The following is a 16,610-nucleotide window of genomic DNA, read 5'->3' as shown; positions in this document are numbered from 1 at the left end:
CTTTTTCTATTATGCTAGATTATAGTAGTAGGATACATATTCCTCTAAGCCTTGAACTTCTTTTTCAGGAGGCTCAATGCCGCCTTTTCTACCATAGCAAATATTTCTCAAGTATTCTCCAAAAATCATAGAGCGACTCTTTTCATTTTCCATCCAGTTATATCTATTCATTTTAAACTCACCATCGAAACTTGTATCAAATGTAAATGGAATACAAGTAACAGTATTAGGTAGATGTTTTTTTAATACTCTATATTGTCGACCAGCTCCTAAACTTTTACATACAAAGAGTAATCGATTAATCTTTGTGAAATCAAAAATCTTTTTCGCTTCAACTACATTGGCGATAGAATGGAGGGAGTTTGTCTCGAATATAATAACGTCTTTTGGTACGCCATGTTCCATTAATTTATTTACAATTACTTCTGCTTCTGATAAATCCCCGTAATTCCAGGTCGGATGTTTCATGCCATGCAAACTAGTACCGCCTGTAACGATAATTTGGTTTCCTAAGCCTTGTTGATAAGCTTTTAGAGGGGCTTGCCAATTGCCAGGATGAGAACCGCCAAAAACGAAAATGGCATCACATTTTTGTGGTGTGATTTCTTTTAGAAAAGTGATTTATGTAATTTGATCGATTTGTTTTTTCGTAAGAGTAGGGACATCAGGATATTTAGGGATTACCATTTGAAAACCTCCTATATAGTAAAATGACAAATTCATTATATAGCGATTTTATTAAGTGAAAAAAGGGAAGCTTTTAATTTGAAAGTTCCCCTTTTAAGATAACTCTCCAGTAAACCAAATCTCTTTTTCATCGATTGTATCCTCATCATAAATAACTTCTTGAAAGTGCAATGTTTGGACAGTAGGACAAATTGAAATTCCCCATATCTTCCAAAAATCAGATTCATTTGAAAGAGGAATCCATTTTTGAAATTCACTATTTCTATTAAAGAAATTATGAAAGTAGTCCTCATTTTTAAATACAATAATTTGCGAATCCCACAACCTTTCTATAGAAATCAAAACAACAACTCGATATGTATGCATATCGCTCGGTTTTATTTTTATTAAATGGCTTGCTTGATTTAATAGAGTTTGTATACACAATCGTTTTACTTTTCTAGGTGTTTTATACGAATCGATAAAAGCTTGGGAAACTGGTAAAGGCATATACCAATATTCATCGTTATAGAAAGCAGAAGGGAACGTTTTTGTATGTTCTTCAATTCGCTTTATCATCGTGTTTGTTTTACGCTTCATCCCACGTATTTTCTTTTCACGCATTGTTAAATCATCTCCATAAATTTTTGTAATGCAGCTGAGTGATATATATCTTTTCTAGTAATAAAAGTAGTAGGAACCTTTTTGAATCTATTTGGTAAAGGGTTGAATGATAAGTTATGTGCATGACCATTTAAAATAGATTTCATCATAATTGCTACGCCCATATTTGATTTTACACAGGCGAGTATTGCTTCAATTGTTCCGAACTCTAATATTCGTTTAGGCGAGATGCCTTCTTCTTGAAGCCAGTCTTCTAATAAACTTCTATAATAGCAACCTTGACTAAAAGCGAGTAAATTCATATCTTCTATGTCTGTAAGAGAGGGTAAAGGTTTTTTACTAATGAGAACTAATTCTTCTTCACGAAATACACTTGTATGAAGTTCAGCGTGCTGAGTAGAGCCAGCTATAAACGCTCCGTCTAGTTTTCTTTCTAACACTAGCCTAATTAGTTGTTCGGTCGTATTTGTTTCTAAAATCAATTCGACTTTTGGGTGTTTCTCATAGTAGGCCGTTAATATAGAGGGAAGCCTTACCGCAGTTGTAGATTCTGTACATCCGATTTTCAACGTGCCCTTTGGCTCAGTTCCATTACTTTGAACCGCTTTTATAGATTGATCCATTAAGTGGATAATTTGTTTAGCGTATGTTAATAAAATCTCACCGTTAGAAGTTAAAGTTACACCTTTTCCGTTACGGTAAAATAAAGGCACACCTAATTCATTTTCTAGTTGTTTCATACGCATTGTTACGCCTGATTGTACATAGTTCAAATTTTTAGCTGCGTGAGAAATATTATTTTCCTTCGCAACTTCGTAAAATACAGTTAAATCTTTTATGTCCACGTTTCATTCCTCCGAAAAGGTATCAATTTTTTTGATGGATTATATGATGAATATTTATTTTATATGATATCAGAACTTTCATACAATGGAAGGGGGTGGAGGGATGATTGTGTTAATCGAAGAAAGGATGAAAAGTACTTATAAGTGGATGATGTTAATTGTTGCGACGATTGCTCAAACAACAGCGACGCTTATAACGTATGGTGTTGGAGTTTTGGCGTTATTTTGGAAAGAAGAATATGCGCTTAAGAATATGGAGAGTGGATTGTTAGTAAGTTTTGTAAATGTTGGACCATTATTTTGTATGCTTTTTGTTGGGCGGCTACTTGATCAATATGATGAAAAGTTGTTAATTTCTATAAGTTCATTTTTGCTAGGAGGTTCGCTTTTACTAACTAATATAGTAAATGGATTTAATGGACTGTTATTTGTACTTTTATTAGTAGGAATGTTTTATAGTGTTTCCCAGCCAGGAGGAAGTAAAGTGATTTTAAAATGGTTTCCAAAAGAAAATCGTGGATTAGCGATGGGAATAAGGCAAGCTGGTATACCGATTGGTGGCGCGTTAGCGGGAGTTTTAATCCCGTTTCTTACAATACAATATAATGTGACTTATGCGATAAATAGTATGGCATGCATTTGTATAATTGGAGGTTTATTATTTTTTATATTTTATAAAGAGCCATATGTCCAAGAGGATGTAAGGAAAGAATATATTAAAAATTCTTTATGGATGCAGCTAAAAGTAGTGATATGTAAAAAAGAGTTGTATCCAATTTATATAACTGGTATTTGCATGATTTCATTACAAATGGTGTTAGTTGGACACTTTATGAAATTTTTAGTAAGGGAACAATCCATTACATCTATTGTAGCCGGAACAGTATTTTCAGTTATGTTCTTTTCTGGAATGATTGGCCGTGTTGCATTAGCAGCTATTAGTGATGTGTTTTATAAGGGGAATCGGCGCATACCTTTATTTATAACTGTCTGTGCTTCTATCGGTTTGATTCTATTGTTAGTAATGAGCATACATACAGTAACGAGTGGAGTATTGTATGGTGTCAGCGCATTGTTAGGCTTCTTTTCAATTGGTTGGTTTAGTCTTTTTATCGTCGAAGTTGCTGAATTGGCAAGTGAAGAATCTGTTGGAATAACAGTTAGTTTGGCGCTGACATTCAATCAAATTGCTATTATTGTTGCACCTGTTTTATTTGGTTATATTGTCGATGAGAAAGGGTATACGTGTGCGTGGTTGTGTATAGTGGTATTACTAAGTATTTCGGCAGTGAGTTTATATAGTAAAAGCAAAAAATAAAAGAAAGTTAGTAATGTAAATTTTATATGAAGAAATTCTAAAGAAATGCCGAATGTGCGACATTTCTATTTTATATGTTGTATAATCAAAAAATAAATGAGATTCGTTTTCAATGACGTTCATTGCCTCTTTTGAAATTACCTGTTACTTTAGCTATAATGAGTTGTTTTTCTGTATCGTTATGTTATGTGCATGATTTATTTTGTTTAAAAATTTTTCAGCATCATTTCCTTTTAATATTTTAATTTATTTTCCGTAATATTCAATTAAAACTATATTATTTTTTGTTACTCTGTAATGGAACATCATATCATTTAAACGATTGTGTTTATCGGTATTTTTCATCGTAACAACTCCATTTCTTATTATGTGTAACAAATGTTACATAAGCTGTTGAAATTATAGTAGGGTGTATCCGATTGTAAGGTGGAAATTTTGCAAGAAAGAAATACAATAGAGAGTAGCCAAAAACTGAATATGAGAAAAAGGAATCTAGTTTAAATAGGTGAATAATAGATAGATAATATTATGAAATATTTGAAAATTAAAAGATATAGAATAGAATGGATGCATGTTAAGTGAAACTAGATAAAAGAGGGTTCCTATTATGCTAAAGAAATGGTTAATTGTTTTCTTTATTTTTGCTATTTTTTGTGGGAGTGTCGTTACACTAATACATGCAAATAAAGGTAAGAAATATGATATAAAGGCATTTTCTAATGTAAATAGTAAGAAAAAGGGCGATATGCAAGAAGTTGATGCGAATGAGAAAAAGCGCTATGAAGTTGCAGCTGGAAAACTAGATCAATATTTAAAAGATAAAGGATTTAATGGGAGTGTTCTTGTAGCTAGTAAAGATCATGTAATTTTACGCAAAGGTTATGGGTATGCGAATGTGAAAGATAAAGTAGTAACAACGCCAAGAACGAAATATCGCATTGGTTCTATTACGAAAACAGTCGTTGCAATATCTATTATGCAGCTAAAAGAAAAAGGGAAATTAAATATTGAAGACAATGTAAATAAGTATATTCCATCATTTCCGGCAGATAAAAACATTACGTTACGAAATTTGTTAACCCATACGTCTGGGTTGCCAGATCAGGGACAAGGTAGGGTTGATGCGGCGTCACGATTAAAGTTAGTAACGTGGATTGGTGCACAAAAATTGCAATTTCCTGCAGGGACTGGTTGGAAATATACAGATTATAATTATATGGTGCTTGCGTATATTGTAGAAAAGATATCGAATAAACCGCTCGCTGAATATGTGAAAGAAAATATTTTTACGCCTGTTGAAATGCATGAATCTGGAATGGGTGCAACTCTCCCTGAAGATATTTTTTTAGCAGAAGGTTATACGAAAAAAGATAACGAGTTAATAGCTGCGCCTCGGTTAAAAATGAATTGGCTGTATGGGTGTGGTGAAATGTATACGACTATTGAAGATATGAAAAGATTAGATGAGGCTATTATGGATGGAAAGTTGATTTCTAAACAAAGTGTATCAGATATGTTTACTGCATCATCTGTAAGAAAATATGGGTTTAGTTTCTATACTAATCCAGATTATTATCATAATCATGGTGTATTAGCTGGTTGGAATACATTTAATAATTTTAACCGGGATAAACGAACGTTTGTAATATTATTCTCTAACGTACAAAATGGTATGAATGATTCGTTTAATCAGGAGTTTAGGAAAATGGCGAATGATTTAATAGAAGGAAAATAATAATTTTAAAAGTCGGTATTGATATGTAATTATCAATACCGATTTTTTTTATTTAGTCATGTTCTATTTGCTGACTAAGTAGGTGAGAAAGGTGGTTGATATTTGAATAAATCTATATAGGTAGTTAAATGATATGAATGTAAAGGATAATTGGTAATTTTTACATTGATGAAAAAGCTTGAGCTTCACACTATATGAAGCTTTACATTATTGGAGGTAAGAACAGGAGGATGAAAAGGTGAAAAAAGTAGTAAAGTTTTGTTTAATAGCTGTATTATCCGCAACGATTATTAGTGGTTGTTCTTTTGAAGGTGGTAATGAAAATGCAAAAGGGAAAGAGAGTGAAAAAGTAGAGGTACAGAAAAAAGTTGGAAAATATACGATGCCAGATGAAAAAGATAAACATGAAGGTACATGGCTGCAATGGCCTCATGAATACACATATGGTCAAGAATATAAGCAGGAAGTTGAACCGATTTGGGTTAAAATGGCAATCGCTTTAACTGAGGGTGAAAAAGTTCATATTGTTGCATACGATGAGGAAGAGAAAGAGCGCATCAATAATCTTTTAATAGATAAAGGACTGAATATGGATAAAATTGATTTCTATATCGCTCCTACTGATGATGTATGGGCAAGAGATAGTGGACCGATTTTTGTTTATGACAATAATAAAAATCTCAAAATATTAGATCCGGCATTTAATGGTTGGGGAAAGAAAACACCTTATAAAAATGATGCTCGTATACGTGAAAATGTTAGTAAACAATTAGGGATTGAAAGGATTGATTGGGGGAACTTTGTCCTTGAAGGCGGCGCAATTGAATTAGACAGTAATGGGACTGCTTTATTAACTCGAAGTGCAGTAACAAATAAAAATAGAAATCCAAATTTATCAGAAAAGGAAATTGAAAAGTATATAAGTGACCTAGGAGTATCAAACTTTATTTGGTTAGATGGAGTACCTAATTTAGATATTACTGATTTTCATATCGATGGATTTGCTAAATTCCATGGTAAATCTACCATTGTAACGATGAAAGAAGATGACCTAGCCGAATGGGGTTTGTCAAACAAGGATATGGATACATTGTTAGATGCAAAAAATGCTTCAGGACAGAAGTATAAGTATGAATACTTACTCCTTAGTAAAGATAAAGTTACTTTAGAAAATGGAAAAGCTCTCGATTATAAAGGCTCGTATATCAATTATTATATTGGGAATGCTGTGGTATTGGTTCCTAATTATAATGATCCGAATGATAAAATCGCAAACGATACGATTCAGAAGTTATATCCAGATCGTAAAGTAGTTGGTATTGATGTGAGAGAGCTTTATAAAAATGGCGGCATGATTCATTGTGTTACACAGCAACAACCGATTCAATTGAAATAATCGATTGAAATTCAGCAACCTACCGACAAAATAGGTACATTGTTACCTTTATCTATTTTGTCATGTTTTATTTTTCGCAAAAAGGAGCAAGGGCATTGAAAGGAATAATATTAACTAGTTTCCTAATGATAGGGCTTATGATTCTATTATTAAATTTCATACTTTCATATAAATTTTTATTATTGTATTTTAAAACCCTGTCAAGAGTCAATTTTTCGCTCAACCACGGCTATATATTTTTTATATAAATATATAATATTTCTCCGTGCTATAATCCATTCATGAAATGTGCACGTTTCGAACATTGTTATGAAAAGAGAAATAGTTGGCATAGTGAAATTAGTTATTCAACCATTATTAAAAAGCGAGGTAAATAATATGGAACAAAAACATAATGGAATTATTTTTACTGCAATACCAGATAAATCAAATGCATATTATCGTCCATTTTATGAAGACCTGATTTATTTTAATGAATACTTAAATGAAAATAAATCATTTACTGATCAACTTGTTTCTTTATCCATTGAAGAGCAAGACTTTCATACAAGCTTTTTTGAGTATGATGATATTTGGCTAAGAGATGTTGCACCAGTTGTTACAAATCATTTAGTTAAATTTAAATATCAACCAAATTACTTACCGAAAGATCAATGGAGATATTTAGATCAACAATTTAATAAATGGTTAAAAAAGAACGATTTTGAATATGGGAAGTCTCCATTGATATTAGACGGTGGAAATCTTATTTGGAATAAAAAAGATACTGTTATAGTAACGGAACGCATATTCGATGATAATGATGATTGGACGGAAGAAGAAATTATAGAGCAACTGGAATGGGATTTGGATGTGAGCCGAGTTATTATTATTCCTGCTGAAGAAGGGGACGTACTTGCACATGCAGACGGAATGGTTAAATTTATTGATGAACATACGATGTTTATTAGTGATTTTTTAGGGGATCATGAATTTAGATATAATGTTCAAGAAATTATTCAAGAGCAAATGCCAGAAGCTAAATTTATAGTTGTTCCATCATCATATACAGAAAAAGGACAATATGATCAAGAAATAGCATCGGCAAAAGGGTTGTATATAAATATGTTAGAAACATGTGATGCGATTTACGTTCCTAAGTTTGGACTACCTAAAGATCGGGAAGTTTTACAATATATTCAACAACATACGGAGAAACAAGCTATTCAAATTCATGTAGGAGAAATATCAACAATGGGAGGCGCAATAAATTGTTTAACGTGGTATTGTCCTGATCATTTGTTACCTTCAAAAATGAAAAGATTGCACAATCAGAATGAAGAATTTTCAGTTAGGGAGATTTTTGATTGGTTTTAAAATAAGCGTATAAGAAAATGTATTCAAGGGGTAAGTATATGTATACAATTACTGAGTTTTCGCGGATTTGTAAAATGAGTACACGGATGCTAAGGCATTATGACAAAGAGGATATATTAAAACCAGCATATGTGAACCCGGAAAATGGGTATAGATATTATGAGCAAGGACAGTTAGAAATAGCGTTGAAAATAAAAAAGTTAAGAGAGTATAAGTTCCCTCTACCAAAAATTAAAATCATTTTGCAGTCATCAGATCAAGACTCGTTTGTGAAACATATGCAAGCACAAATTATAGAGTTGTCTCACGAAGTGAAGCAAAATTTACAGGTTATTTCAGAAATGAATGAAATGGTAAATGTGAATAATGGCCTGCATATTGCTCGCCATAGAAGTTACGATATATTAATTGGAATGAGAAATGAAATAACAGTAATTGCTCAAAGACTGCAAATAAATATAGATGATATGGATGATTATTTCTATGACTTATATGAAAAAGTACAAAAGCATAACTTATCAATAGTTGGTTCGCCCTCTACGGTCTTTTATGATGAAGAGTATATTCCAAATGAAAGTGATGTTGAATTAAGGATTCCGGTCATGCATGGGAACAATAAAGATGTAGTACAAGAATATGAAATAAAAAAATTAAATCCACATCAAGTCGTTACTACTATGCATTATGGAAGTTATGACTATATAGGCTACGCTTATATTGCGTTAGAAAAATGGATTGAAAGAAATGGTTATGTAATAGATGATTCACCATATGAGGTCTACATAAAGGGACCTGAATGTGATTGTTTAGTAGAGGAGTATGTGACACAAATTTGTTTTTTAGTTATGAAAATAGACTGAGGATAAGGATTGACATTAACATTATGTCAATCCTTATTCTATTTATGTAAGTAATTCATCATAATAAAAAGGAGAAAGAAAATGAAAAGAACAATCATGATTATTTGTCTGATTCTAAGTATGACATGGGTTTCAGCGTGTACTCCTGGAGCAGGAGAAGGTGAGAATGGTAGCTTCGTTCTACCTAATCAGTTGCCCAAAAATGTAGTGTTTAAAAATGGTACAATCTATACTTCAAATGACAAGCAAGACATTGTAGAAGCTGTAGCCGTTAAAGAAGGGAAAATTACATTTGTTGGTTCAAACAAAGATGTAGAAGAATTTATAAATGAAGATACGAAAGTGGTGGATTTACAAGGACGTTTTATTCTTCCTGGTTTTGTGGACAATCACAATCATATATTTGAGGCGAAATCACCAGCAGCAGGGAATTGTAGTGTTTCACCGGATGCTGCGCTGCAAGAACAACGCTCGTATTTAAAGGCGTGTAAAAAAAATGTGAAAGATGGCGAATGGATAAGTGGAACAGGATTTAGTTTGGAAGAGCTGTTAAAAGATATGGACGAAAAGTCAGAACAACAAACGCCATTACAAGTTCTTGATGAGTTATTTCCTAATAACCCTGTATTAATTATGGAAAGAACTTCTCATTCTGTATGGGTTAACTCAAAAGCATTGGAAGTAGCGGGAATAAATAAAGAGACGAAAGATCCGCAAGGCGGAAGAATCATCCGGGATCCAGAAACAGGAGAACCTTTCGGGCTTCTGTATGATACAGCAGGAGATATCGTGATGGAAAAAGCATGGAATGCTCAGCCTAATCTCTTTGAAAAAAATTATGAAGGTTTGCTGGACGGTTTAGATGAGGTTGCGAAGAATGGGATTACTACAGTCGGCGATGGACGTCTTTATTGGAAACGAGGCTGGTTAGATGTTTGGAATAAAGTTAACGATGAGAAAAAGTTAACGTCGCGAGTAGTACTTCGTCCGTGGGTATATCCGAACTTAAATGAAGCAGAACAAATAGAGTATTTCAAAAAGATTAAGCGTGATGATGTATCATCTCGAATGCTTATTAATCAAGTGAAGATGTATAGTGATGGAATTAGCATTAACAGTACAGCTAAAATACTAGAAAAATATAAATTTGAGTGGTTTCAGGGAACGCCGTACGGTTTGAACTATATTCCAGAAGAGAAAATGAAATGGTGGTTGAAGGAACTTAATAAACTTGGTTACGGTGCGCTCATTCATACGATTGGAGATGGCGGGGTAAGAGAGAGTTTAAATGCAATTGAGGCAGCGAAAAAAGAAGGGGCGAATCAGCCTTATACGCTTACGCATGTTGAGATGGTAGAAGATAGTGATATAAATCGTTTTGCTAAGTTAGGTATTAGCGCTGATTTCCAAGTAGGTCATGATTTTGCAGAAGATCCTAAACAAAGCTGGGCAAGTACGTATTTTACAAATCAACAGATGAAACGAATTATGCCGTTAGGACGCATTTGGAAAACAGGAGCAAACGTGTCACTTAGTAGTGATTGGGATGTAAATGAACTAAATCCACTTGTGACAATTTCAAATGCACTAAGTATTAATGAAAAGGGCTTTTCTAATGTATATGCAGCTATTGATGCATATACAATTAAGCCCGCTAAAGCATTAGGCCTTGATAATATTACTGGTTCAATCGAAGTAGGTAAATCAGCCGATATGATATTACTAAATGAAGATATTACTAAAATGAGTGTCGATAAGATTCCAGATGCGAAAGTTTTAGTGACGGTTTTACAAGGAGAAGTAGTGTATCACAAGGAGAAATAAAGAAACACCTTATAAAGTAGTTACAAGTATATGAATATATTTCTGTTGACCTTAACACGATGTCAAAGTTTAGACTGAACTTACATTGATAGAAGGGGTGAACACGTATGACAAAAAGTTTATTTTATATGCCTGCTGAGTGGGAGAAACATGAGGGGACATGGCTCCAATGGCCTCATGATAAAGCTCATAGAGGTGAAGGTTACAGAGCTAAGCTAGATGATATTTGGATAACGATGGCAAAGGAGCTTCATTACGGAGAAATTGTGCATATTGTTGTATATGATGAAGAAGAAAAAGTACATGTCCAATCGAAGTTAATGGAAGTGAAAGTGGATATGGATAAAATTGATTTCTTAGTTCAAGAGACGGATGATGTGTGGGTAAGAGATAATGGACCGATTTTTGTAAAAGATAAGGAAGGCAATCTCTGCTTAACACAATGGATTTTTAATGGGTGGGGTGAGAAATATCCGTATGAAAATGATGCGGGTATTCCGGCGGAAATAAGTGAAATGTATAGCATTCCAAAAGTTAATTCTAGTGTCTGTCTAGAGGGCGGGGGAATAGAGATAAACGGAAATGGAACCTTAATGGCGGCAAAAACTTCTATTATAAATGAAAATCGAAATGCTACACTAAGTCAGGAAGAGATTGAAATAGAGTTAACGAAGCATTTAGGGGTAACGAATTTTATATGGATAACGGGCATTCGCGGTGAGGATAATTATGATGAAGATACGGATTACCATATTGATGGAGCAGCACGTTTTGTAAATGAAAATACAATTCTTTATGAATATGATCCTTTCGGAGAAAGTGAATCATACCTTTTGGAGGCGTACGAAAAGCATTATCAAGAATTGCGACAAGCAAGAAATATAGATGGAAAGCCATTTCAGCTCATACCAGTACCGGTGACAAGAAAAGTGGTAAAAGAAGCAGACTGTAAGGGCTCATATTTGAATTTCTACATTGGAAATGAAGTTGTATTAGTTCCTATATATGGCGATGAGCATGATAAGTTAGCGCTTCAAATCATGGAAGGGCAGTTTCCTGGAAGAAGAATTGTCGGTATTTATGTAAATGAACTGTTTGCGTATGGTGGCATGATTCACTGTGTGACGCAGCAACAGTTAGCATAAAGTAAGAAAAATGAAAAAAGCATGCAGAGTATATACTCTGCATGCTTTTTATAATGCTGAAAACTCTTCAACAAGTGAGCTAAAACGATTTAGTGCACTTTCAATCGGTTCTGGCGTAGTTAAATCAACTCCAGCTTTTTTCAGTAAGTTTAATGGATAGTCAGAACTTCCGCCTTTAAGGAATTCAATATAATGTTTTTGAGTATTTGGATCGCCGCTCAATAACTTATCAGCAATTTGGATTGCAGAAGCGAAACCAGTTGCATATTTGTATACGTAAAATGGACGATAGAAATGCGGTATTCTAGCCCAGCCGTATTTTACTTCTTCGTCAAATACGAGGGAGTCGCCATTATACGCTCTAAACAAGCTTTCATAAACTTCGCTAAAGACTTGGGCATTTAATGGTTTACCTTGCTGCGCCATTTCATGTGTGATTTTTTCAAACTCAGCGAACATAATTTGTGTAAAGAAAGTGCCTTTAAATTTGTCGATGAAATGATTTACTAAATGGTTACGTACATTAGCATCTTTTGCTTCTTTTAATAAATGATGAATTAATAGCACTTCATTTACTGTAGAAGCGACTTCTGCAACAAAAATAGTATAGTGTGCAGAAATTCTTGGTTGGTATCCGTGTGAGTAGTGCGTATGCATACCGTGTCCACATTCATGAGTGAGAGTGAAAAGGCTATTTAAATCATCGTGATGATTTAAAAGAATGAAAGGATGAACACCGTATACACCAAAATTATAAGCGCCGGAACGTTTTCCTGGCGTTTCTCTCACGTCAATATAACGTTTATCTTTAAAGCTTTTTAATGTTTCAATATATTCTTCACCTAATGGAGCTAGTGATTCGATCATCATGTCAAACGCTTTGTCATATGGAATGTCTTGTTTTACACCCGCTACTAAATCAACGCTCAAGTCGTACTGGCGTAGTTCATCTACATGTAATTTTTCTTTTCGAAGTTCATTATAAGTATGTAGTGATTGAATGTTTTTTTTCGTCGTATCAATTAAATTTTCATATACTTCTTTCGGAACCATGTCGCCAAATAATGATTTTTCTAAAGCAGATGGATAGCTTCTTAGCTTTGAAACAGTAACATTATTTTTAATAGCAGCAGATAAAGTAGAAGCGATAGAATTTTTTAATTGAACGTATGGTTTGTAATAAGCTTTATAGGCTTCTTTACGTTTCTCGCGGTTTTCATCTTCTATTAACTTTGCATACATTCCGCGCGTTAAAGTAACTTTTTCTCCCTCATCAGTAGTCACTTCACCAAATAGTATATCTGCATTATTTAACATGCCGTATGTATGCTGCGGGGAGGAAAGTGCTTCACCCATTTGTGATAAAATCTCTTCTTGGTCTTTATTCAATACGTGTTTTTTATAACGGTATAATTCAAATAAGTCTTCTTTATAATATTGTAAACCTTCTGCTTCTTCTATGTAAGAATGTAATGTGTTTTCATCTACGCTAAGTAAGAATGGGGAAAAGAAAGATTTAGCCGCACTTACTTTCACGTGTAATTGTGATACTTTATCGACAAGAGATTGAGCGTCAGTATCGCGCGTATCAAGATCAGATTGTAATCGTGCATAAGCGAACATTAAAGATATTATGCTAGAAATTTCTTCGCTCTTTGTTAAATAGGCTAATAAACTATTGCCATCGTGAATATGTCCATTAAACTCATGTAATTCTTTCGTTAATACTTCAATTTTATGAAAATCGCTTTCCCAATCTTCAATTGTATGATAAATATCCGTTAAATCCCATTTCTCTTTATCATCTACTTGTAGTCGATCTTTAAGTTCTGTCATAATCATTTCCTTTCTAAATATGTAGTTATATTCCTATATAACTATGAAATACAACAAATTGCAAAAAATCCCTGCTGGAAAATGAAAAGCCTTGCTAAAATGGCAAGGCTTGAAAAATTATAATGTAATTCCGAATTTTGAATGTAAAAGATTTTTATATTGCGCATTTGTAACATTTTTTTTCGTTTTTTTACCGTTTTTCGCTATTGTGAGACTATCCTTTGTTAAAGATGCATGCCCATCTTCAGTTAGTTTTACAATAAGAGGTACTTTATTAAATGGTGAGCCCTCATGTTCAACGATAATTTCTTGTGCTGCATTTGCTTTTTCTTCATCCACTTCTTCTATATAAAATGCATAGCCTAACGTCCAATCATCAGCAGAAGATTGATCCAAAAACTCATTGTTTTTACGCATCTCTAACATGTAATTTCCCTTTTCAGTCATTTCTTTACGAATACGATAATCTCCTGTAATGGAGTGAATGACTTCACCTGAGAAAGGAATAGGTGTAAGAGGTAAGTATGATCCGAATCCTACTTCAATTAAATAAAGTTCATTATGATGTGCTAAAACAGTTGCGATGTGTCCAGAATCAACAGCCCATATAGAATTTGCAGCATTGTACACTGTTCCTGAAACGAGATGAACATCAAATCCAGCGTCTTTAAGGAAGTAGTACATAGTAGGATTGAGTTCATAACAAAGACCGCCACGGTTGTTTACTAAAATTTTTTCTTTTAGATTTTCTTTTGATATTTCTGTAAAGTTGTTTTCGAGTATATTTAAGTTTTCAAAAGGGACAGTTTGTGCCATCGCGTACATAATGTTAGGTAAATCTTCAAATGAAACTTTTTGTTTTTCTTCTATATGTAATCGTGCGAAAAATTGTTTTTGAAAGTCGGTCATAGAAATCCCTCCGTCATGCTTTTATAGATAAATTGTAAACAATCTTGAATAAGATGTGAAATGAAAACTACTTTGAAGTATTTGTTAAATATGTGAAGTTAGATTAAAAAATAATGTGGGAGAGTGAGAGATTGCTACTTTACTAATTGTAGAACGAATATTATAATAATTCCGATAAACCATGCAAACGTTTTCTTGAAAGGGGATGATGTAAATATGTTGAAAAGAATAACAGTAGTCGGCTTGTCGGTTGTTTTGTATTTACCTAGTATATATGGGGGGAGTAAAGTTTATGCAGATACGGTTAACAATGGAACGTTAATGCAGTATTTTGAGTGGTATGCTCCGAATGATGGGAATCATTGGAATCGTTTGCGTTCGGATGCTGGAAATTTAGCTCAGAAAGGAATTACATCTGTCTGGATACCGCCTGCATATAAAGGAACTACGCAAAATGACGTAGGATATGGAGCGTATGATTTATATGATTTGGGAGAATTCAATCAAAAAGGAACGGTGCGGACGAAATATGGGACAAAAGCACAGCTGAAATCTGCAATTGAAGCTTTACATAAGCAAAACATTGATGTATATGGTGATGTAGTTATGAATCACAAAGGTGGAGCAGATTATACTGAAACTGTAACAGTTGTCGAGGTAGACCGTAACAATCGAAATATTGAAGTATCCGGTGATTATGAAATTAATGCATGGACAGGGTTTAACTTTCCAGGGCGTGGCGATGCTTATTCTAATTTTAAATGGAAATGGTATCATTTTGACGGAACGGATTGGGATGAAGGAAGGAAATTAAATCGAATTTATAAATTTAGGGGGATAGGTAAAGCATGGGACTGGGAAGTGTCTAGCGAGAATGGAAATTATGATTATTTGATGTATGCAGATCTTGATTTTGATCATCCAGATGTTGCGAATGAGATGAAAAATTGGGGAAAGTGGTATGCGAATGAATTAAATTTAGATGGCTTTCGTTTAGATGCTGTTAAACATATTGATCATGAATATTTACGCGATTGGGTAAATCATGTCAGACAGCAAACGGGGAAAGAAATGTTTACAGTAGCTGAATATTGGCAAAATGATATTCGAACTTTAAATAATTATTTAGCGAAGGTCAATTATAATCAATCTGTATTTGATGCACCACTGCATTACAATTTTCATTATGCTTCAAAAGGAAATGGGAATTATGATATGAGAAATATTTTAAATGGAACAGTAATGCAAAATCACCCTGCACTTGCAGTTACTCTCGTTGAGAATCATGATTCTCAGCCTGGACAGTCATTAGAATCTGTAGTAAGTCCGTGGTTTAAACCGTTGGCATATGCATTTATTTTAACTCGTGCAGAGGGCTATCCTTCAGTTTTCTATGGTGATTACTATGGGACAAACGGAAATAGTAGTTATGAAATTCCAGCATTAAAAGATAAAATTGATCCGATTTTGACGGCACGAAAAAACTTTGCATATGGTACGCAGCGTGATTATTTAGACCATCCAGATGTGATTGGATGGACAAGAGAAGGTGATAGTGTACATGCTAATTCTGGTTTAGCGACATTAATCTCTGATGGACCGGGAGGATCAAAGTGGATGGATGTTGGAAAGAATAATGCAGGGGAAGTATGGCACGATATGACGGGTAATCAAACAAATACTGTAACAATTAATAAGGATGGATGGGGGCAGTTCCATGTAAGTGGAGGATCAGTTTCCATATATGTTCAGCAGTGAATTGTTAATAGAAAAGAAGAGGTAGACTGAAATATAAGTTTTCCTCTTCTTTTTATATTATTATCATTCCTAAATCTTTATTTTAATAAATGAACTAGTCGACTTTTGAGACAACAAGAGATGCGTTGGAATAAATAATGTCACCTGTGGCTTCTCTTATTCGTACTCGAAGAATATCTCCTTACTGTGATTGCTATAGAACTAAATATTAGTATGTTTTTAACGTGATTTTAATAGATATTATATTTGCTTTACGGTAAAATGAACATAGTGTAAAATTACACAATAAGTGTAAAGTGATAATAAATAGGTGTTTTTACACTTGTGACTATTGAAAG

The 16,610-nt window shown here is 33.6% G+C and carries 13 protein-coding genes and 2 pseudogenes; 8 read left to right on the top strand and 7 right to left on the bottom strand.

The window, feature by feature from the left end; translation table 11 throughout:
* Positions 1-9: 9 nt before the first annotated feature.
* The 3 genes from DT250_RS01865 to DT250_RS01855 all read right to left on the bottom strand — a co-directional run bounded on the left by DT250_RS01865 (position 10) and on the right by DT250_RS01855 (position 2,135).
* Positions 10-621, bottom strand: a complete 612-nt coding sequence (locus DT250_RS01865) for a YdcF family protein (RefSeq protein WP_255449964.1) — start codon at positions 619-621, stop codon at positions 10-12.
* A gap of 159 nt (positions 622-780) precedes the next feature.
* Positions 781-1,290: a DUF3916 domain-containing protein gene (locus DT250_RS01860; RefSeq protein ID WP_149212397.1), complete on the bottom strand. Its 510-nt coding sequence runs from the start codon at positions 1,288-1,290 to the stop codon at positions 781-783.
* A gap of 2 nt (positions 1,291-1,292) precedes the next feature.
* Positions 1,293-2,135: a LysR family transcriptional regulator gene (locus DT250_RS01855; protein WP_088122765.1), complete on the bottom strand. Its 843-nt coding sequence runs from the start codon at positions 2,133-2,135 to the stop codon at positions 1,293-1,295.
* Positions 2,136-2,220: 85 nt separating this feature from the next.
* Between DT250_RS01855 and DT250_RS01850 the strand changes: the two genes are divergently transcribed.
* A complete protein-coding gene (locus tag DT250_RS01850) occupies positions 2,221-3,453 on the top strand; it encodes an MFS transporter (protein WP_141542862.1) in 1,233 nt (410 codons plus the stop codon).
* A 109-nt stretch (positions 3,454-3,562) separates the two neighbouring features.
* On the opposite strand, the pseudogene DT250_RS32045 reads toward DT250_RS01850, so the two are convergent.
* A pseudogene (locus DT250_RS32045) lies at positions 3,563-3,798 on the bottom strand (hypothetical protein).
* A 262-nt stretch (positions 3,799-4,060) separates the two neighbouring features.
* On the opposite strand from DT250_RS32045, the gene DT250_RS01840 reads away from it, so the two are divergent.
* The 6 genes from DT250_RS01840 (at position 4,061) to DT250_RS01815 (ending at position 11,769) form a co-directional block, all read left to right on the top strand.
* The gene (locus DT250_RS01840) at positions 4,061-5,188 is read left to right on the top strand and encodes a serine hydrolase domain-containing protein (protein WP_088064124.1); all 1,128 of its coding nucleotides are present in this window, start codon (positions 4,061-4,063) and stop codon (positions 5,186-5,188) included.
* Positions 5,189-5,426: 238 nt separating this feature from the next.
* On the top strand, positions 5,427-6,584 hold the full coding sequence (locus DT250_RS01835) for an agmatine deiminase family protein (protein WP_149212396.1): 1,158 nt from the start codon (positions 5,427-5,429) through the stop codon (positions 6,582-6,584).
* Between the two features lie 378 nt (positions 6,585-6,962).
* Entirely contained in the window at positions 6,963-7,940 is a 978-nt protein-coding gene (locus DT250_RS01830) for an agmatine deiminase family protein (RefSeq protein ID WP_149212395.1), read from the top strand.
* A 38-nt stretch (positions 7,941-7,978) separates the two neighbouring features.
* Positions 7,979-8,800, top strand: a complete 822-nt coding sequence (locus tag DT250_RS01825; protein WP_097889777.1) for a MerR family transcriptional regulator — start codon at positions 7,979-7,981, stop codon at positions 8,798-8,800.
* A gap of 81 nt (positions 8,801-8,881) precedes the next feature.
* Positions 8,882-10,624, top strand: coding sequence for an amidohydrolase (locus DT250_RS01820; RefSeq protein ID WP_149212394.1), 1,743 nt, complete (start codon positions 8,882-8,884; stop codon positions 10,622-10,624).
* 107 nt (positions 10,625-10,731) lie between these two features.
* The gene (locus DT250_RS01815; RefSeq protein ID WP_149212393.1) at positions 10,732-11,769 is read left to right on the top strand and encodes an agmatine deiminase family protein; all 1,038 of its coding nucleotides are present in this window, start codon (positions 10,732-10,734) and stop codon (positions 11,767-11,769) included.
* Between the two features lie 48 nt (positions 11,770-11,817).
* On the opposite strand, the gene pepF is transcribed toward DT250_RS01815, so the two are convergent.
* Entirely contained in the window at positions 11,818-13,605 is a 1,788-nt protein-coding gene (gene pepF, locus DT250_RS01810; protein ID WP_097858345.1) for an oligoendopeptidase F, read from the bottom strand.
* Between the two features lie 117 nt (positions 13,606-13,722).
* Complete coding sequence (locus DT250_RS01805; RefSeq protein WP_149212392.1) at positions 13,723-14,514, bottom strand: arylamine N-acetyltransferase family protein; 792 nt, start codon at positions 14,512-14,514, stop codon at positions 13,723-13,725.
* Between the two features lie 216 nt (positions 14,515-14,730).
* Between DT250_RS01805 and amyS the strand changes: the two genes are divergently transcribed.
* Entirely contained in the window at positions 14,731-16,272 is a 1,542-nt protein-coding gene (gene amyS / locus DT250_RS01800) for an alpha-amylase (RefSeq protein WP_097858347.1), read from the top strand.
* A 94-nt stretch (positions 16,273-16,366) separates the two neighbouring features.
* On the opposite strand, the pseudogene DT250_RS32535 reads toward amyS, so the two are convergent.
* A pseudogene (locus DT250_RS32535) lies at positions 16,367-16,453 on the bottom strand (exosporium leader peptide); the annotation flags it as partial.
* Positions 16,454-16,610 lie beyond the last annotated feature (157 nt).

Origin of the sequence: Bacillus sp. AR2-1, assembly GCF_008368755.1 — a bacterium.
Lineage (GTDB): Bacteria > Bacillota > Bacilli > Bacillales > Bacillaceae_G > Bacillus_A > Bacillus_A wiedmannii.
The sequence above is the reverse complement of the archived record's forward strand: the minus strand, read 5'-3'. Positions and strand labels throughout refer to the sequence as shown.

Bases quoted from the DNA above. Each gene is read 5' to 3' on its own strand.
- DT250_RS01860 (WP_149212397.1), bottom strand. From the start codon at position 1,290: ATGCGTGAAAAGAAAATACGTGGGATGAAGCGTAAAACAAACACGATG.
- DT250_RS01850 (WP_141542862.1), top strand. From the start codon at position 2,221: ATGGAAGGGGGTGGAGGGATGATTGTGTTAATCGAAGAAAGGATGAAA.
- DT250_RS01840 (WP_088064124.1), top strand. From the start codon at position 4,061: ATGCTAAAGAAATGGTTAATTGTTTTCTTTATTTTTGCTATTTTTTGT.
- DT250_RS01830 (WP_149212395.1), top strand. From the start codon at position 6,963: ATGGAACAAAAACATAATGGAATTATTTTTACTGCAATACCAGATAAA.
- DT250_RS01825 (WP_097889777.1), top strand. From the start codon at position 7,979: ATGTATACAATTACTGAGTTTTCGCGGATTTGTAAAATGAGTACACGG.
- DT250_RS01820 (WP_149212394.1), top strand. From the start codon at position 8,882: ATGAAAAGAACAATCATGATTATTTGTCTGATTCTAAGTATGACATGG.
- DT250_RS01815 (WP_149212393.1), top strand. From the start codon at position 10,732: ATGACAAAAAGTTTATTTTATATGCCTGCTGAGTGGGAGAAACATGAG.
- pepF (WP_097858345.1), bottom strand. From the start codon at position 13,605: ATGACAGAACTTAAAGATCGACTACAAGTAGATGATAAAGAGAAATGG.
- DT250_RS01805 (WP_149212392.1), bottom strand. From the start codon at position 14,514: ATGACCGACTTTCAAAAACAATTTTTCGCACGATTACATATAGAAGAA.
- amyS (WP_097858347.1), top strand. From the start codon at position 14,731: ATGTTGAAAAGAATAACAGTAGTCGGCTTGTCGGTTGTTTTGTATTTA.